This window comes from Olivibacter sp. SDN3 (assembly GCF_014334135.1).
Taxonomy (GTDB): domain Bacteria; phylum Bacteroidota; class Bacteroidia; order Sphingobacteriales; family Sphingobacteriaceae; genus Olivibacter.
Window position 1 is genome coordinate 2,931,979 of sequence record NZ_CP060497.1, and the last position, 17,717, is coordinate 2,949,695.

Here is a 17,717-nt window from a genome sequence, read left to right on the forward strand (position 1 = left end):
GCTTTTGAACACCAAATAGATAAGTACTTGTGAAAAATCATGATGGCGTCGTCGCCTTTGAAAATAAATTTATACAGATGAAAAAAGTACAATATTTTTACCTATCGGCAATTTCTTTGTGTTTCTTAACTTCCTCTTGTAATTTGGATGAAGTTAATCCTTCAGGGTCTACGGCAGATGCAATTTGGACAAGCCCTGAAGGTTTTATTACAGCGGTAAACGGTGCTTATGTGTTCCAAAGATCGTCACTCTACCAGAAAGAAGATGGAATATTTGCATTTGAAACCGGAACGGATTTGTGGTTACCCGATGCAAATTCAGATAGAAGTGCCCAAATAACTAAATATGCTAGCCTTACCCCGGGTAATACTGGTCAACTTCGCACAATCTGGCGCGAAGCGTATAAAGGAATAAACCAATGTAATGCAGGTATCAACCGCATTGAAGAAGCGGGCTTTACCAACGAGTCGGAAAAAAATGCGCGATTGGGCGAATTACGATTTTTGCGGGCGTTTTATAATTGGCATATCGTCGAGACATGGGGGGGAGTAGACCTTCGAACAGAGGAGGTGGATGGGCCCGAGTTGACTGCAATAAGAAGTCCTGTAAATGAATTTTATGACTTGATTTTTGAGGATTTGCTTTTTGCTGCCGAACATTTACCGAATAGTCATGGGGCCGAATACAGTCGAGCAACAAAAAAATCAGCACTCGGTTTGTTGGCCAGAGCTTACCTGTCTAGGGCCTACTATCCTGATGGTGGTCAGGAATTTTTTCAACGGGCGCAAGAAGTAGCAACAGCGGTTATCGAACGCCAAAACGAATTTCAGGTTTCCCTATGGAGCAGTCCCCATGAAATTTTCGATCCCGCAAATAACCGGCAGAATAAGGAGGCATTGTATGTTATCAGTAACTCAACGAATAATGCACTGAATTTGGATGATAATGCCAATCGCACACATTCGTTTTTTCATATGAATTACAGTGCTAAGATTGGTTTGGAAATGAGTATGGAATATGGCCATGATGGCACGCGTAGGGTTATGCCGACGAGGGCGCTATTAGATATGTTCGACAACAATTACGATGCTCGATACAATGCCTTCTTTAGAGAAATTTGGATTTGTAATCAAGCTTACACATGGACGCGGGAAGACGCAGTAGCCAACGGAAAGGATCCCAGTATCATTGGTTATACCATGCGGCCAGGAATAGATACTGCGCTCTATGTAACCAAAGACGATGTGCCAAATAAACACATGCTACCTTATACCGTGGTGGATCGAGATAGTGTGTATAATGTCGGCAACGGACGTGTCAACCCCGGTGCAGGAGTCAATTATCCGGTGCTTCAAAAATTTATGGACCCTACTAGGTCGAGCGTCAATTCGCAGGCAGGAGTATTGGACTTAATAGTAATCCGTCTCGCTGAAATGTATATGATTGCGGCAGAGGCTGCATTTCAGTTGGGCGACCTAGCCGTTGCAGTAGATAATATAAATGTGATCCGTACGCGAGCCGCCAACAGTGAGACCAATAGTTTGGCGGAAATGCAAGTCAGTGCTGCAGATATAACCTTAGACTTTATTCTGGACGAAAGAGCACGGGAGTTTTGTGGTGAATATCAACGATGGTTTGATTTAAAGAGAACTAGAACGCTTGGCGATAGAATTACGAGATTGAATCCTGATATCCTCAATTTTCAAGAACATCATTATTTGCGGCCAGTACCTCAGCAAGATATAGATGTATTATTAAATGGGGATGAGTTCGGTCAAAACCCAGGCTATTGAACGATATGGCTGATTTTTGTTGATCATCGTTATTTAGGGTCTTGGGTGATAGATCTTCACGGGGAGTAAAAGGTAATATATCATTTTTATTAAAAGAGAAAATGAACGAGGCAAGATATTTCAATCTTCCGGAAAGAACACGGCCATTGATAAGCGAAAATTTAACATGTAAATTATATGAACCGTGAAAAGCAGCAGACGCTATTGAAAGTTTTTGCAATCCTGATTTTTGCGTTTTTCTGTAACGGAAAATCGTCAGCTCAGCATACGGCCCTCAGTGGAATTCCGAAAGGTGAGCGTGGAGAAACGAATGCTAAAACCTTAAAAATAGTCGATGAGCACATAGGTCCTGTTGTCGGAACAGATCATCCCGACGTTTTGGAAAGTAACAATAAGTCGGGTTTTGAAACCGGGCAGATTGTAAAAGTAAATGATGTTTACCATATGTTCGTCAATGAGATGTTTGAACGTCCGCACCGAGATCTCCGAATATCTTATTGGACTAGTACGGATGCCGCTAATTGGGAACGACATTCAACAGTAGTGAAAAGCGTTCCTGGAAGAACCCATACAAATCCTCGTGCCGAAGTTTGGGTTACAGGCGTAGTGTTTAATGAAGAAGAAAATGCCTGGAATATTTTTTACGTAGCTTATAGAGCTGGCGACTCAACGAGAGGCGAAATCACAGGTAACGATTACGAAGGTAACATTTGGAGAGCCAGATCGATAGTGCTTGGTAGAGAGGGCGTTGCTGGACCATATGCTGACATGAACATTGTCATGAAACCCGATGAAAATACTCAGCATTGGGAAGGCGAGCAGGCGGTTGCATGCTTTAACCCCTATAAAGTGGGTAATATGTGGTATTCTCCTTATGACGGACACAATCATGTTCCCAGAGGAGAGTGGCCTACAGGTCTTGCTTTTGCATCAAAACTGAGCGGGCCATGGAAAAGGATGCCGGAAGGGTTTAATCCACTTTCGTTGGCGGAAGTATTCACAGAAAATGAAATAGTGACACAAATGAAAGATGGGCGCTACTTGATGATATACGATTCATTTGGCGATCATGAAATTGGTTACAGTCTCTCTTTAGATGGCCTTCATTGGAGTAAAGAAACAAGAGTTAAAGTACAATCACAGAAGAACCGATGGGCAATGCCGGGAGACCATCACACTAGGACACCGCTATGTGCTATTGAAGAAGATGACGGGACATTTACCGTTGTATATACAGCTATGATGAAACTTGAAGACAAAAATTTTTATGCAATTGGAAAGTGTTCGTTGGCTTGGCAGGAATAAGCATGATGAAAAATTGTGAAGAGCATTAGCACATTGATCGCATTTGAAATTTAGGGAGAAAATTAAGAGATCGGATTATGAATATAATGAAGGTGTTTTATCCTATATAGCTATATAGGAGATGGAACTAATTTATCAGATTCCTTATACTTGTGAGTTGTAATTAATTACTGATCTCTCATTCTTTGTTAGATTTCCATCTCTATACGATCCTGAAATCAAATGAAAAAGTCACACTACTCGAAGAAGTATACTGAGCCGGAAAAGATGAGCTTAACATGAACTTGATGTCCGTAAAATTAAGATAGGAGACTCAACAGTCTTTACCGGTAACGTCTAAATTGATAACTATATGCTAATATCCTACAGTAATAAGATAATAATTGCTAAAAATTTAGCTTGCTGATCTTCCATATTTGTGTTAACTAACCACTAATCGAAATAGCCAATATTAGATTATAGACCGATACATATTTTTCGTTTTTATATAGTGGTTTAGACACGTTTATCCATATAAAGTGTTGCTATGACATTATTTAAATTGCTTGAAATGAATATGTTTGGAAAATTTTTATTGATAATATCGGTACTGCTTGTAACCGTGTTCTTTTTTCGGGAAATGAACTTGGCGTCGGCAGCTACTCTGGGAAACGATGACGATGAATATACAAGGGCCATTACAGCGCGTTCAGAAAAAATCGTTAACAAACTTAGCTTGGATGAACCTAAACATTCAAAAGTATTAAAAATTATCATAAAACAATATCGGGATTTGAATGATATTGATGCCGATTACTCCGATAAAAGAGCAGCGATTGGGCAAAACGCCGATAACAATCAGCGAGAATATTTAATGGACCAACTTGATGTCGTTTCTGAAAAGAAAAGGGAAAAAATACACCATAGGTATTTGAGAAAGCTAAATCGCCACTTAACAGAAAGTCAGGTAGAAAAGGTGAAAGATGAAATGACTTATAACGTACTTCCCATTACATACAAAAATTACCTGGATATGTTACCGAAACTAACAGCAGAGCAACAACGGCAAATACTCGATTATTTAACTGAAGCCCGGGAAAAAGCTATGGACGCCGGTTCTGCTAAAGAAAAGCACGCCTGGTTTGGTAAGTATAAAGGTAAAATCAACAATTATCTATCTGCTGAAGGTGTCGAAACTAAAAAAGCGCGAGAGGAATGGGAAAAGAAGTTGAAGGAAAGGTAAGCGAGAGAAAAGGACATATCGAAGATAAATGGCAGTAACCGTTAATATAGAAAAATCCACTTTTACCTGACGTTATTATACATTTTTTAACTAACCTTTATGAACATTTCATTATTAAAAATCAACATTTTTGCCAGAGACAGGCTCTATATCCTATTATTGGCAATATGCTTTATGTTACTGGCACCTGACGTACGGGCAATATCAGGCATTTCGTCTAAAAAACGGGTAAATATACAGGGAACAATAAAGAATGAAAAAGGTGAGCCACTACCTGGTGTAAGTGTAACCATCAAAGGCACGCAAACTGCCACGACAACGGACGAGAAAGGCGTTTTTCGAATCAATTTGCCGACGGGAAACGAAACATTGGTTTTTACTTATGTGGGCTATGTGAAACGTGAAATAGCTGTCGGAGGGGAACGCAATCTTGATATCGTACTACAGGAAGATAATAGCAGTTTGGACGAAGTAGTTGTTGTCGGTTATGGCACCCAGCGTAAAAGTCACCTCACCGCGGCCGTTGAGACTATAAATATGAAAGATATAGAGGATCTTCCTGTCAGTAATGTTGCTGCCGGATTAGCGGGACGCGTTTTGGGGCTGAATGTTAGTGGTGGTACCTCACGCCCAGGAGTGCCCGCAACGTTGCAGCTGAGAAACCCTTCAACACTTGCTAAAGACGGAGGGACAACACAGCCTTTATATGTGATAGACGGTATTATTCAAGTGGATGCTCAAGGTCAACCGGATAATAGCTTATTTAATAGCTTAACGCAAGCCGAAATTGAAAGTATAAGTTTCCTGAAAGATGCCGCTGCAGCTATATATGGTTCCCGGGCGGCTAACGGTGTTGTGCTTATTACCACGAAGCGGGGAGAAACGGGAGCTCCCCGTGTAAATTACAGTGGGACATACGGTATTAACGACGAAATGTACCGTCCGAAGATGTTGAGCGCTTATGATTTTGGACAGTACGTAAATATTATGAACGGCCCCTATGGTGCTAATTTAAATCCCGGAGAAAATAATTTTTTCAGCGAAGACGAGCTGGAACATTTTAAAACAATTAATCACGATTGGCTGGAACCGGCATGGTCTTCTTCTTATACTACACAGCACTCCGTTAATGCTTCTGGAGGAAGTGAGCGCGCAACCTACTTTGTTAACATAACCTATTTTGAACAGGATGGAAACTTAGCTACATTATCCTATGACCGTTGGAATTTCAGGGCGGGAACGGATGTACAGGTATCCGATAATTTTAAAGTGGGCCTACAGGTTTCGGGAAATTATGCGGATAATACGAAGACGTGGAATAAGGTGACCAACGAAGTCGATAATCATGATTACCAGACATTGATAAATACACCACGGTATATTCCTATGTATGTAGATGGTTACCCGGTTAGAGTGCCCGGTGGCAGCAATGATCTCTCCCGGTACCATTTTTACGAAATTGAGCGTCTTAATAACCTGTCAAAGGGTGTTACCAAAGGAATGACTGTAAATCTTAACGCTGAATACAAGATACCATTCGTTGAGGGACTATCAGCCCGCGTGAATTACGGAAGAAACATGAGCAGTGGGATGACACGGAGAATTGGAACGCGTTACACCTTGTATACTTTTGATCGATTGGGACAGAATAGGCATATTTATGATGGGGCTACAGTAAATGGCGAGATAAATGTCAATAACGACAATGCAATATCCTACATTAATGAAAATGCGCAATCCTACCAGTTGAATTTTACGGCAAATTACGCACGTAAATTTGGCGAACATGACATCAGCGGCTTGTTCAGCGTAGAAAAGGCAGAATCTGAATCTCAAAGACAAAGTGTATCGCGTGAAAACCCGCTTTTAACCACCACAGGATCGTTCCGAGAGGCCTTCGGTGAGTTTGATGGGGATACACGAGATTATGAAGCCGGATCACTTTCGTATATAGGAAGATTGAATTACAGTTATGCAGACAAATATTTGGCAGAAGTTTTGATTCGGAGTGACGCGTCTACCAAGTTTGCACCAGAGAATTATTGGGGGCTATTTTATTCGCTCTCTGCAGGTTGGGTGATTTCCGAAGAAGATTTTTTTAACGCAAGTGGAATCAATTTCTTAAAATTTCGTTACTCATTTGGTAAAATGGGAAGAGATGATACCCAGCCCTGGCGATGGCGTCAACGTTACACCTATGATGTAGGAAATGGAGCCGTATTTGGGGGTAACGAGAACTCATCGGTGGGAATGAAGATGGAAGCTTCACCCAATAGGGACGCCACTTGGAGCGACGAATATAAAAACAACATCGGTGTTGATATGCGGTTTCTAGATAATCGTTTATCGGCAAATATTGATGGTTTCTATAACAGAGGATTGAATCTTTTGGATAATCGTACAGGCAATGTTCCAATCTCAGTGGGTGGATCCGTAGCAGCTGAAAATTTTGGAGAGGTTGATATGTTTGGAATTGAATTGGGAGCCGGTTGGAACGATCATATCGGTCAAGATTTTACTTATGGTGTAGATTTACGATTTAGTTGGTCTGATAATAAAGTAAGGGTCGGGAATTTTAACGAACAGGACTTAGCCTTTCCGTGGATCGCACAACCTGGACATTCCAATGATAATGGGGTGTGGGGCTACGATTATCTTGGCATGTTCCATACACAAGAGGAGGTTGACGCATATGTGAGCCAGTATAATATCACGCAGGTCTTTGGGGTTAATGCTGAAAATTTACGCCCGGGAATGCTTTATTACCGCGATGTAAGAGGACCTCTTCAGCCTGATGGAACATTTGCCGCGCCGGATGGCATAATCGACGACTTCGACCAGGTGAAATTAGCTAACCGGCAATCCAACCTTTATAATTTGGGCATGACTTTGAGGGCATCATATAAATCACTCAGTGTGTCCTGTGTCATTAGTGGATCTTTTGGCGGATGGGCCGAATTCGATGGCAACTCCCGTTCTAAAATTAATAATGACATCAGTACGATATATGAGAGCCGTCCAGTTTTCTGGAATGATATTTATGACCCAATTTTAAATCCTACGGGATATTACCCAAACCCACATTGGAACCAAATCAGCCTAAATCCGACGTCTGAATTCTGGCGGGTAAGCTCCTTCAGATTACAAATGCAGAATTTTAATATCAATTATAATCTACCAGCGAAGATCACCGAGGCGATAAAAGTTAGTAACGCCAGAGTTTACTTTACCTGCATAAATCCGATGTATTTTTATAATCCATTTAATTTTAAGGCTCCTAGTACAGCGTATGATGCATATCCTGATTTGCGTACCTACTCTTTTGGACTTAACCTTACATTTTAGACCTACTTGACTTATTCATTATGAAAAAGCATTTCAACATAAAATTATTGGCCCTTTGTGTAGTAGCTGTTGCAGCGTCTTGCAAGGATGAGTTTTTGCAGGAAAAGAGAGATTTTACAGGCGTAAATGAACAGGTTTATGAAGATCCAAACTTAGCTCAAGCCTATGTAGACTACATTTACGGCATGTTCTTGCCTAAGGACGGAAACGGTCAATCGTTATATTGGGAATTGGCCGTAGACGGTAATAAATTCAGTCAAAATACTGAAGAATTAGCTGGGCAGAATGAATTTAATCAGCCTTGGGCACAGATTTCTTTCGTCCAAAATCACGCTTTGCAGTATTTCGGCACTAGAATGGCAGGAGGTATCAATAATAATACTTGGACCCGTCTTAAACAAATTAACCTCTTTTTGGACGAAATCGATGAACATGGTTTAACGCCCGACGTGACCGCACCACTTAAAGGGCAGCTTTATTTTTGGCGAGCTTGGCAATATTTTGATCTTGTCCGTCTATATGGAGGAGTGCCTATAGTATTAACACCACAAAATCCGATCGTTGAGAATACCGAAGAAAATTCCGTACCACGAAGCCCTACTTCCGTCTGTATCGATCAGATCTGTGCCGATTTAGATACAGCAATGAGCATGTTGCCTGGCCGTTGGGATGGCACAGGTTGGGGCCGGATAACCAGTGGTGCAGCTGCGGCGCTAAAGGGAAAAGTGTTACTAACCTGGGCTAGTCCGCAATTTAACCGGAATGACGACGCAGCGCGGTGGGAACGAGCCTACGTAGCAAATAGTGAGGCCAAAGATCTATTGGAGGCCAATGGTTTTGGACTATATAAAAAGGGTAATCTCGCGAACGGAGAAGCTTGGGGTAATATGTGGTTTGAAGAGATTGACAATCCGGAAGCGGTCATGGTATATGGTTTTAACAATATAACTGCTGACAATATCAAAAAGAATAATTTTTGGGAGCGTAACATTCGCCCTAGAGAACTGAATGGGGAGGGGTCGGTATCACCTACCAAACAAATGGTTGAAGCTTTTCCAATGAGAGATGGGAAAATGCCAGGCCAATCCAGTTATCCTTATGATGTTCAAAAGTTCTATAAAAATCGCGATCCACGCTTTTATAAAACCTTTGTTTATAATGGAGCTACATGGCCATATAGGGAGAACCCAAATTACATACAATGGTCTTACAGATGGTATAATGGTGCCGATTTCGATGAAACACCTGACGCTAATACAGAAACACTCGGGCCGAATGCTAGCGGGATATATTTGTGTAAGGCCTCTGATCCGAACGCGTCGAATACACAAGCGAGTGGCCGTTTTGAAGAGAGTGGCACGGATGTGATGAAAATCCGTTTTGCTGAAGTCATATTGAATTTAGCAGAAAGCGCTATCGGTACCGGCAGGTTAGCGGAAGGAATAGACGGTATCAGGGCTATCCGAGAACGTGCCGGTGTGGAAAATCTTGATGGGAACTATGGCATGACAGCTACTGGGCGAGACGAATTATTTGCGGCTATCTTAAATGAACGGCGAGTAGAGTTTGCGTATGAAGGACATCGTTATTGGGATCTAAGGCGTTGGATGCTGTTTGATGGCAATAGTCCTACGTCCGCCCGTTTGGGGTTACAAGATCAGGCATTAAATGGTACTCGGAGGACAGGGTACTTTTTTGTAGTGAAGAACGACGATGGTACACGGTATAGGGGTAACGATGACCCAATGCGGTCTGGGCAGGATGGCAGCATCGTGATTGATCGTGAGCCCACAGACTTCCCCCCAGGTATTGAAAATCAGGAAGAATATTTAGACTATCTATACGATAATTATTTTGAAATAGTTGAAAAAGATGATTTAGATCCGATAAACACTACGCCGGCGTGGACTTACCAATGGTTTGATGAATACTATTTCTTTGGGCTTCATCAAAATATTTTAAATACATCTCCATATCTGGAACAAACACAGGGATGGAATGGCCTTAACGGTATGGGTACTTTTGATCCCTTGCAATAAATAACAATCAATAAAGATTTTAACCTTTTATTCAATTAAATTATGAAAACACAAAGAATAATGAACGCGTTAGTGGTACTCAGTTTTGTTGTATTAAGTAGTTTCAGGCACAGTTACGTGCAGGACGTGGAGATTGATATTATTTTGCCGCACTCCGGTAATTTTAATGAATGGATAATTACCTTTACAGACGGCACCAATACCTATACATTCGAAACAGATGACGACACGTTTGATTCCGGTATTTTGGGTACGATCCCTCTAGGTATTTATACGGTGAATTTTAATAGCCCATACTTTAGCTATGAGAATTTTGATATCCTTGTTTATGATGGCGGAGAAATCGTGAGTCGTGGTACAACGTATTCTACCGATCTTACCTTATATAACGTGGTTATCGGCGATGAACCAAATATCCAAATAGACGCTGGATATTGATAAGCATTTTAATAGATTCACATCAATAACGAGAGCACTTTTCAATTACAGCAGTTTGGATTCTAAAGCCTTTAAATCTTTTAGACCTTTAGTTAAAACATCATTTAAGTAGTTAAAAATAATAAACTTACGTATGATAATATCCTATATAATAGCGTTAAAATCATATAAAATTTAAACAAAAATATGGGCTATATTTGAGCTATATTATTAACCAAGGCTCAAAACTATACGATATTGTAGTTTTTTGTTATGAAGCCTTAAGATGCTAACTGATTTTTATGAAGCGATTGTTTTTGATAGTTCCCCTTTGGGTCGGAATAGTAACATCCACTTATGCCCAATATCCAAAAATTACGGAAGATGTGAAGCAGACCAGTGATTCACTTCTGAATAAGGCGAAAGAATCATCCGATCATGCCTGGGAGAAAGCTTGGCCAATTGTACAGCAAGAAGCTCAAAATGGAAGACCATATGTGCCATGGGCGAGCAGACCGGATGATTTACCGCAGGCTGATCTGTTAGCTTTCCCTGGGGCAGAAGGAGGCGGTGCCTATACCCCTGGAGGTCGTGGAGGAAAGGTGTTGGTCGTAACAAGCTTGGAAGATAGCGGACCAGGTACCTTGCGTTGGGCATGTGAACAGGGTGGGGCTCGAACAATTGTTTTTAATGTTGCAGGAATCATACGCTTGAAAAGTCCTTTAATTATTCGCGCCCCCTATATCACAATTGCTGGCCAGTCGGCACCTGGAGACGGTGTTTGTGTGGCAGGAGAGACCGTTTGGATAGATACGCATGATGTCATCATTCGGTATATGCGTTTTCGACGGGGAGAAACCTGGGTAGGGCGCAGAGATGATGCTATTGGAGGAAATCCAATAGGGAATATTATTATTGACCACGTATCTGCAAGTTGGGGTTTGGATGAAAATATGTCTATTTATAGACATATGTATGATGATGGAACCGATAGCCCCGACAAAAAATATGGAACCGTAAATATTACCATACAAAATTCAATCTTTTCCGAAGCGCTTGATACCTGGAACCACTCTTTTGGCAGCACATTGGGAGGGGAGAATTGCTCATTTATCCGAAATCTTTGGGCAAATAACGCCGGACGAAATCCGTCTGTAGGATGGAATGGCGTATTTAATTTTGCGAACAATATCATTTTTAACTGGGTACACAGAAATGTTGATGGAGGAGATTATCAAGCTAAATTCAACATTATTAATAATTACTACAAACCGGGTCCTGCAACACCGATGGATTCTAGACTAGCTTTTCGTATCTTGAAGCCAGAGGCTGGTAGAAGTAAGCTTGCAGAGAAAACCTATGGAAGGGCTTACGTGGAGGGGAATATTGTAGAAGGCAACGAAAAGGTAACAACTGATAATTGGGATGGTGGCGTGCAGATAGAATCACTGCCAAATGCAGCAGAATATACGGAATATATCCGCGCAAGACAACCCTTTGCAAAACCTGAATTTAGTGTATTAGATGCAGGGGAGGCCTATGAGTATGTGCTGAATAACGTAGGTGCCCAATTGCCTAAACAAGATGCTGTAGATGCTCGGATTGTTCGTACAGTACGCACAGGTAAACCGGAGTATCCCGAAAATGTACAACTTCCAACGGAAGAGTTTGAACATCGGCGGTTACCGAAAGACTCTTATAAAAGTGGTATTATAACTACGGTCGATCAAGTGGGCGGTTACCCAGACTATAAAGGTGTACCTTATAACGACTCGGATGGAGATGGTATACCAGACGAATGGGAAAAAAACAGTGGTTTAAATGCAAACGATCCAGCTGATGCATCAAAATATGCAGATAATGGATATACAAATATTGAAAATTATTTAAATAGTTTAGTGAAGGAGGAAACCGTTGCTCCAGTAATAGCAAAGAAATAACGTCCAGTAATGCGTTAGATTGGTTAGTATGGTTTATAGTGGTTTTAGTAGTTGGTGTGTGTTATCCCTTGCCTTTGCCTGGTGCTTAGGTGAGGGTAACATGCTTTATGCCCAGGAAAAACAATCTCCGTTGGTTTATGAAAACGATACTCTTCGTTATACTCCCGATAGCTTAGGTAACCGAATTCCTGATTTTTCCTACAGCGGTTATCGAGCCGGTGAAGAGGCTATCCCTGATGTTGATGCGCGCGCAGTGATTAAGCAAACCAGTGGCGATGCTACGGAAATAATCCAATCGGCAATTGATTATTTGAGCGCCTTACCAATGGATGGTAACGGCTATCGAGGAACTGTACTGCTTGAATCGGGAACTTTTGAGGTAAATGGTACTTTGCGCATTCGTAATTCAGGAATTGTGATTCGGGGTAGCGGCACAGGTGAAGATGGCACCTTGTTAATAGGTGCAGGAAAAGATCGACAGACATTGGTACAGATACTAGGTGGCGAAGAGCGTATAAAAGGTTACACGACACAGGTTTCAAGTCCATATGTACCGGTTAACGCACAATATGTGGAAGTGAATAATACGCAAGGTTTTCAAGTAGGGGATGCCATTACCATTCATCGATCATCCAACCAACAATGGATTGAAAAATTGGGAACGGGGCACTTTGGTGGAGGCATTACCGCATTAGGTTGGAAGCCCGGCCAAAGGGATATTTACTGGGATCGAACAATAACCAATATTGAAGACAATAGGGTTTACTTGGATGCCCCGATTACAACAGCTTTGGACAAAAGCTATGGAGAAACAACGGTAACCTCGTACAGCAAGGTGGGGCGTATTCATGATATAGGGGTTGAAAACCTTACACTGCAATCCAGTTATGATATAGACAACCCCAAAGATGAGGACCATCGGTGGATGGCCATTACTTTGGAAAATGTGCAAGATGCTTGGGTTCGCCAGGTAAATTTTAAACATTTTGCCGGTTCCGCGGTATATGTAACAGAAAGCGCCAGACGTATTACCGTAGAAGATTGTAAATCATTAGATCCCATTTCCGAAATTGGGGGACAAAGACGGCACACATTCTTTACCAATGGGCAGCAAATACTATTTCAGCGTTTATATGCAGAGCACGGGTATCATGACTTCGCCGTAGGGTTTATGGCTGCTGGACCAAATGTTTTTGTACAATGTCATGCTTACCAGCCCTTCAGCTATAGTGGAGCGATTGATAGCTGGTCGTCGGGCAACCTGTTCGACGGCGTGGAGATAGATGGGCAAGCCCTACGTTTTGCTAATTTAGAACAAGATGGAAGTGGTGCGGGATGGGCCGCAGCAAATAGCGTTTTTTGGCAGTGCGCTGCTGCACGTGTTGAATGTTATCAACCGCCAACAGCAGAGAACTGGGCTTTCGGTACTTGGGCACATTTTGTGGGAGACGGCTATTGGGAGCATTCTAATGAGCATATTAAACCGCAAAGCTTGTATTATGCACAGTTAAGGCAGCGTTTGGGCAATGCTGCCACTGAAAAAAGGACAAACTTGATGCCTGTTGAAACAGAAGCCTCTAGTAGTCCGTCTGTGGAAGTCGCCAAAAAATTAACACAATTAGCCGGTGAGCGGCAGCTTACCTTAAGCGAATTTATTGACCAAGCGAGTCAGCGAACACCTATTTCCCTGGAAGCGAATGATGTAAAGGTGATTGCTGCAATTGTTCCGAAATCCAACACATTGGATACGTCGGCTGTTCATTTGGAAAATGGCTGGCTTGTTGGAAAAAGGGGCGTATTGATAGGGAAAAGACAAGATGTGCAATGGTGGAACGGTAGTTCACGTAGATATGGGCTGGAGAAGGCGCGTCCTCATGTCACGCGATTTGTACCAGGACAAACTGGCCATGGTTTAACGGATGATTTGCCAGCCGTGATAGACACTTTAAAGAGGCATCACGTGGTTGCTTTCGAGCATAATTACGGACTTTGGTATGATAGGAGAAGGGATGATCACGAGCGTATACGTCGTATGGATGGCGATGTGTGGCCTCCTTTTTACGAGTTGCCCTATGCGCGGAGCGGGAAAGGACAAGCTTGGGATGGTTTAAGTCAGTATGATTTAACAAAATATAACCAATGGTATTGGTCAAGACTAAAAAGCTTTGCTGATCTAGCGGAAGCGCAGGACATCCTTTTCGTACATCAAAATTACTTTCAACACAATATCCTTGAAGCCGGAGCGCATTATGCTGACTTCCCCTGGCGGACGGCCAATAATATAAACCACACCGGGTTTCCCGAACCACCACCCTATGCCGGTGATAAACGGATTTTTATGGACGCACAGTTTTATGATGTTTCTAATAAAGATCGCGTACCGATACATCGGGCTTATATAAGAAAGTGTTTAGATAATTTCAAGGAAAATAAGGGAGTACTTCAGCTAACCGGTGCCGAATACACGGGCCCCTTGCACTTTGTTCAGTTTTGGCTGGATGTAATTGATGAGTGGGAAAGCGAAAATAAACAACGAGCACTGATCGGATTAAGCACCACAAAAGATGTACAGGATGAGGTGTTGAATGATACGAAACGGAACCATATTATAGATGTAATAGATATTCGTTACTGGTATGAACAGGCGGATGGGACTACCTATGAACCAAAGGGAGGGCAACATTTAGCACCGCGGCAACAAGCGCGATTATTTAAGCCGAAAAAGACTTCGTTCGAAAAAGTATACCAAGCCGTTTCGACTTACCGTGAACGTTATCCAGATAAAGCGGTTATTTATTCGGCGAATGGCGCTGAAAGTAATGGCTGGGCTATATTTATGGGGGGTGGGTCATTGGCGAGCATTCCACCTGCGTTGCCCCGTGCCTTTTTGACTGCAGCTGCACAGATGAAACCACAAACAAGTGAAAAAGATGGGTTTTATGTTCTTCGTGGTGAAGAGGGTGAGCAAATTGTATATACAAGAGGGATGCACGAAATTGAATTTGACCTATCTCAGGCAAAGGGAAGATATGATGTTAGCTATATTGACCCCGTCACGGGGGAAATTATTGATGGGCAACAAGTAGAAGCCGGCAAGAAGCACACCGTAAAATTGAAAGACACTAATCAAAGCATCGTATGGTTACACCATACCTAATATTTAATGTAAATTATGATAAAAGTTAATACCTGTGCTATCCTATTTGCCTTTCTATGCATGTTCGCTTGTAGCGATAAACAGCAAAAGGATGTACCCTTTCAACGGTTGAAGGTTTCGGATAATGAACGTTTTATAATGACTGAAGATGGTAAACCCTTCTTTTGGTTAGGTGATACAGGCTGGTTACTATTCAGTAAGTTGACGAAAAAAGAAATTGATCAATACTTTGAGGATCGACAAAAGAAAGGTTATAATGTGATTCAGGTAATGCTTTTGCACACGTTAACGGCCAAAAATGCTTACGGTAGCTCTGCCCTAGAAGAAGGAGATATTTCCAAACCCTTGCTGGGAGATACAACACAACAGGATAGCACGCAATGCACTTATTGGCAATTGGTGGATTATGCTGTTAAAAAAGCAGCCGAAAAAGATATTTATCTAGCCTTAGTGCCCATTTGGGGCACTAACGTAAAAGAAGGTGGGGTTACCACCGAGCAGGCTAAGGCCTACGCTAGTTTCCTTGCCAATCGCTACACATCTGCTCCAAATATTATCTGGTTAAATGGAGGTGATCTAAAAGGAAGTGACTCCATTCAAGTTTGGAAAACGATAGGAAATACCTTAAACCAACTTGATTCCAATCACCTTATCACCTTTCATCCAAGAGGGCGTACTACGTCTTCCGAATGGTTTCATAAAGAACCTTGGTTAGATTTCAATATGTTCCAGTCGGGACATAGACGCTATGATCAAGATACTTCCGCGAATGAAACCAATCATTATGGTGAAGATAATTGGCGCTTCGTGCAAGGTGATTATCAATTGAAACCTACGAAACCGACCATTGATGGTGAACCGTCTTATGAAGGAATTCCGCAAGGATTACACGACCCGAAGGAACCTCGGTGGACGGATAAAGATGTACGCCGATATGCGTACTGGTCGGTGTTTTCCGGTGCTTTCGGCTTTACTTATGGTGATAATTCTGTGATGCAGTTCCTGAACGAAAGCGATAACGATTCAACGGCGGCCTATGGAGCTACGGAATTATGGCAACAAGCGATAGATCACCCGGGTGCTCGACAAATGCAATACCTAAAAGAGTTGATGCTCTCGAAGTCTTTTTTTGATCGTATACCAGATCAGTCGCTCCTTGTAGATAATGGCAAAGGGTATGATTATAAAGCGGCTACTCGGGGTAAGGATTACGCGTTAATCTATACCTACAATGGGGGAACTATTAAAGTTAATATAAATAAATTATCGGCTAATAAATTGAAGGTTTCTTGGTTCGATCCCCGTAATGGCGAATATACACCGATGGGTGAAGTATCCAACGAAGGCATTCAAGCTTTTGAAGCACCTGGAGGCGAGCAGGAAGGGAATGATTGGGTTTTGGTGCTTGAAACGATTTAGTTCTAATGATGGATTAGAAACACTGAATTATAAATGTTTTAAAGAAAAGAGTTTTCAATTTGTATTTGAAATGATTAGGAATTATAAAAAGCTTGCTCCACTCATCACACATCATTTATCATTAAAACACGTGATATCGGTAATGCTTGCAGGGATTTTATCTTCCTGCTCTAAAGATATATACCTATTTACATCTTTCCACGAGCCTGCGGATGAGGGATTACGGTTATTATATAGTAAAGATGCTTATCATTGGAATGATTTAAATTATGTATTTCTAAAGCCAACAGTCGGTACAGAGAAAGTGATGCGCGATCCATCTATCGTTCGTGGTCCAGATGGCTTGTTCCGTTTAGTATGGACTTGTAGCTGGAAGGGGGATAAAGGTTTTGGTTATGCAGAATCGAAAGATCTGATAAACTGGTCTGGGCAACGTTTTATCCCGGTGATGGAGCATGAACCAACAACCGTTAATGTTTGGGCACCAGAACTATTTTATGATGATGAAACAAAAGAATATATCATCATCTGGGCGTCAACCATTCCCCATCGATTTGAGAAGGGAGAAGAGGAAGAAGAGAATAACCACCGAATGTATTATACGACAACCAAAGACTTTAAATCGTTCAGTAAAGCGACTTTATTTCTCGATCCAGGTTTTAGTGTAATTGATGCCGTTATTGTCAAAAGAAAGCCAAAAGATTATGTGCTTGTGCTAAAAGATAATACTCGTCCGAATCGTAACCTAAAAGTAGCTTTCGCGGAGAAAGCCGAGGGTTCATATCATGGTATTTCTGAATCATTTTCCGAAATGAAAACAGAAGGACCGACGGTCGTGAAAGCAGGAAAGAAATATTTAATTTACTTTGATTCGTATGGCGACGAAAAATATAAAGTTATAGCTACAGAAGATTTTAAACAGTTTAAGGCGATTGATGATGAAGTTAGTATTCCGAAAGGGCATAAGCATGGCACCATTTTCAAAGCGAGTAAAAAGGTTCTGGAAAGATTGAAGAAGGAAACAGAACAAACGCGGTAATATATGGATGGATAGTTAGGAAAATATAAATGGTCGGAGGA

10 protein-coding genes are annotated in these 17,717 nt (G+C 41.7%); all 10 read left to right on the forward strand.

What is annotated here, in order from left to right:
- Positions 1–77: 77 nt before the first annotated feature.
- The 10 genes from H8S90_RS12120 (at position 78) to H8S90_RS12165 (ending at position 17,676) form a co-directional block, all read left to right on the forward strand.
- Entirely contained in the window at positions 78–1,793 is a 1,716-nt protein-coding gene (locus tag H8S90_RS12120) for a RagB/SusD family nutrient uptake outer membrane protein (protein ID WP_187342770.1), read from the forward strand.
- A 177-nt stretch (positions 1,794–1,970) separates the two neighbouring features.
- Positions 1,971–3,098 carry a hypothetical protein gene (locus H8S90_RS12125; protein ID WP_187342771.1) on the forward strand — a complete coding sequence of 376 codons (1,128 nt, stop codon included), beginning with the start codon at positions 1,971–1,973 and terminating at the stop codon, positions 3,096–3,098.
- Between the two features lie 526 nt (positions 3,099–3,624).
- On the forward strand, positions 3,625–4,320 hold the full coding sequence (locus tag H8S90_RS12130) for a DUF3826 domain-containing protein (RefSeq protein ID WP_187342772.1): 696 nt from the start codon (positions 3,625–3,627) through the stop codon (positions 4,318–4,320).
- A gap of 99 nt (positions 4,321–4,419) precedes the next feature.
- Positions 4,420–7,665, forward strand: a complete 3,246-nt coding sequence (locus tag H8S90_RS12135) for a SusC/RagA family TonB-linked outer membrane protein (RefSeq protein WP_187342773.1) — start codon at positions 4,420–4,422, stop codon at positions 7,663–7,665.
- A 20-nt stretch (positions 7,666–7,685) separates the two neighbouring features.
- Entirely contained in the window at positions 7,686–9,704 is a 2,019-nt protein-coding gene (locus tag H8S90_RS12140) for a RagB/SusD family nutrient uptake outer membrane protein (protein ID WP_187342774.1), read from the forward strand.
- Between the two features lie 42 nt (positions 9,705–9,746).
- A complete protein-coding gene (locus H8S90_RS12145) occupies positions 9,747–10,142 on the forward strand; it encodes a hypothetical protein (RefSeq protein ID WP_187342775.1) in 396 nt (131 codons plus the stop codon).
- Positions 10,143–10,423: 281 nt separating this feature from the next.
- Positions 10,424–12,061 carry a polysaccharide lyase gene (locus H8S90_RS12150; RefSeq protein WP_187342776.1) on the forward strand — a complete coding sequence of 546 codons (1,638 nt, stop codon included), beginning with the start codon at positions 10,424–10,426 and terminating at the stop codon, positions 12,059–12,061.
- A gap of 28 nt (positions 12,062–12,089) precedes the next feature.
- Positions 12,090–15,218 carry a DUF6298 domain-containing protein gene (locus tag H8S90_RS12155; protein WP_187342777.1) on the forward strand — a complete coding sequence of 1,043 codons (3,129 nt, stop codon included), beginning with the start codon at positions 12,090–12,092 and terminating at the stop codon, positions 15,216–15,218.
- A 15-nt stretch (positions 15,219–15,233) separates the two neighbouring features.
- Positions 15,234–16,637, forward strand: coding sequence for a glycoside hydrolase family 140 protein (locus H8S90_RS12160; RefSeq protein ID WP_222852296.1), 1,404 nt, complete (start codon positions 15,234–15,236; stop codon positions 16,635–16,637).
- Between the two features lie 70 nt (positions 16,638–16,707).
- The gene (locus H8S90_RS12165; protein WP_255501927.1) at positions 16,708–17,676 is read left to right on the forward strand and encodes a glycoside hydrolase family 43 protein; all 969 of its coding nucleotides are present in this window, start codon (positions 16,708–16,710) and stop codon (positions 17,674–17,676) included.
- Positions 17,677–17,717: the final 41 nt, after the last annotated feature.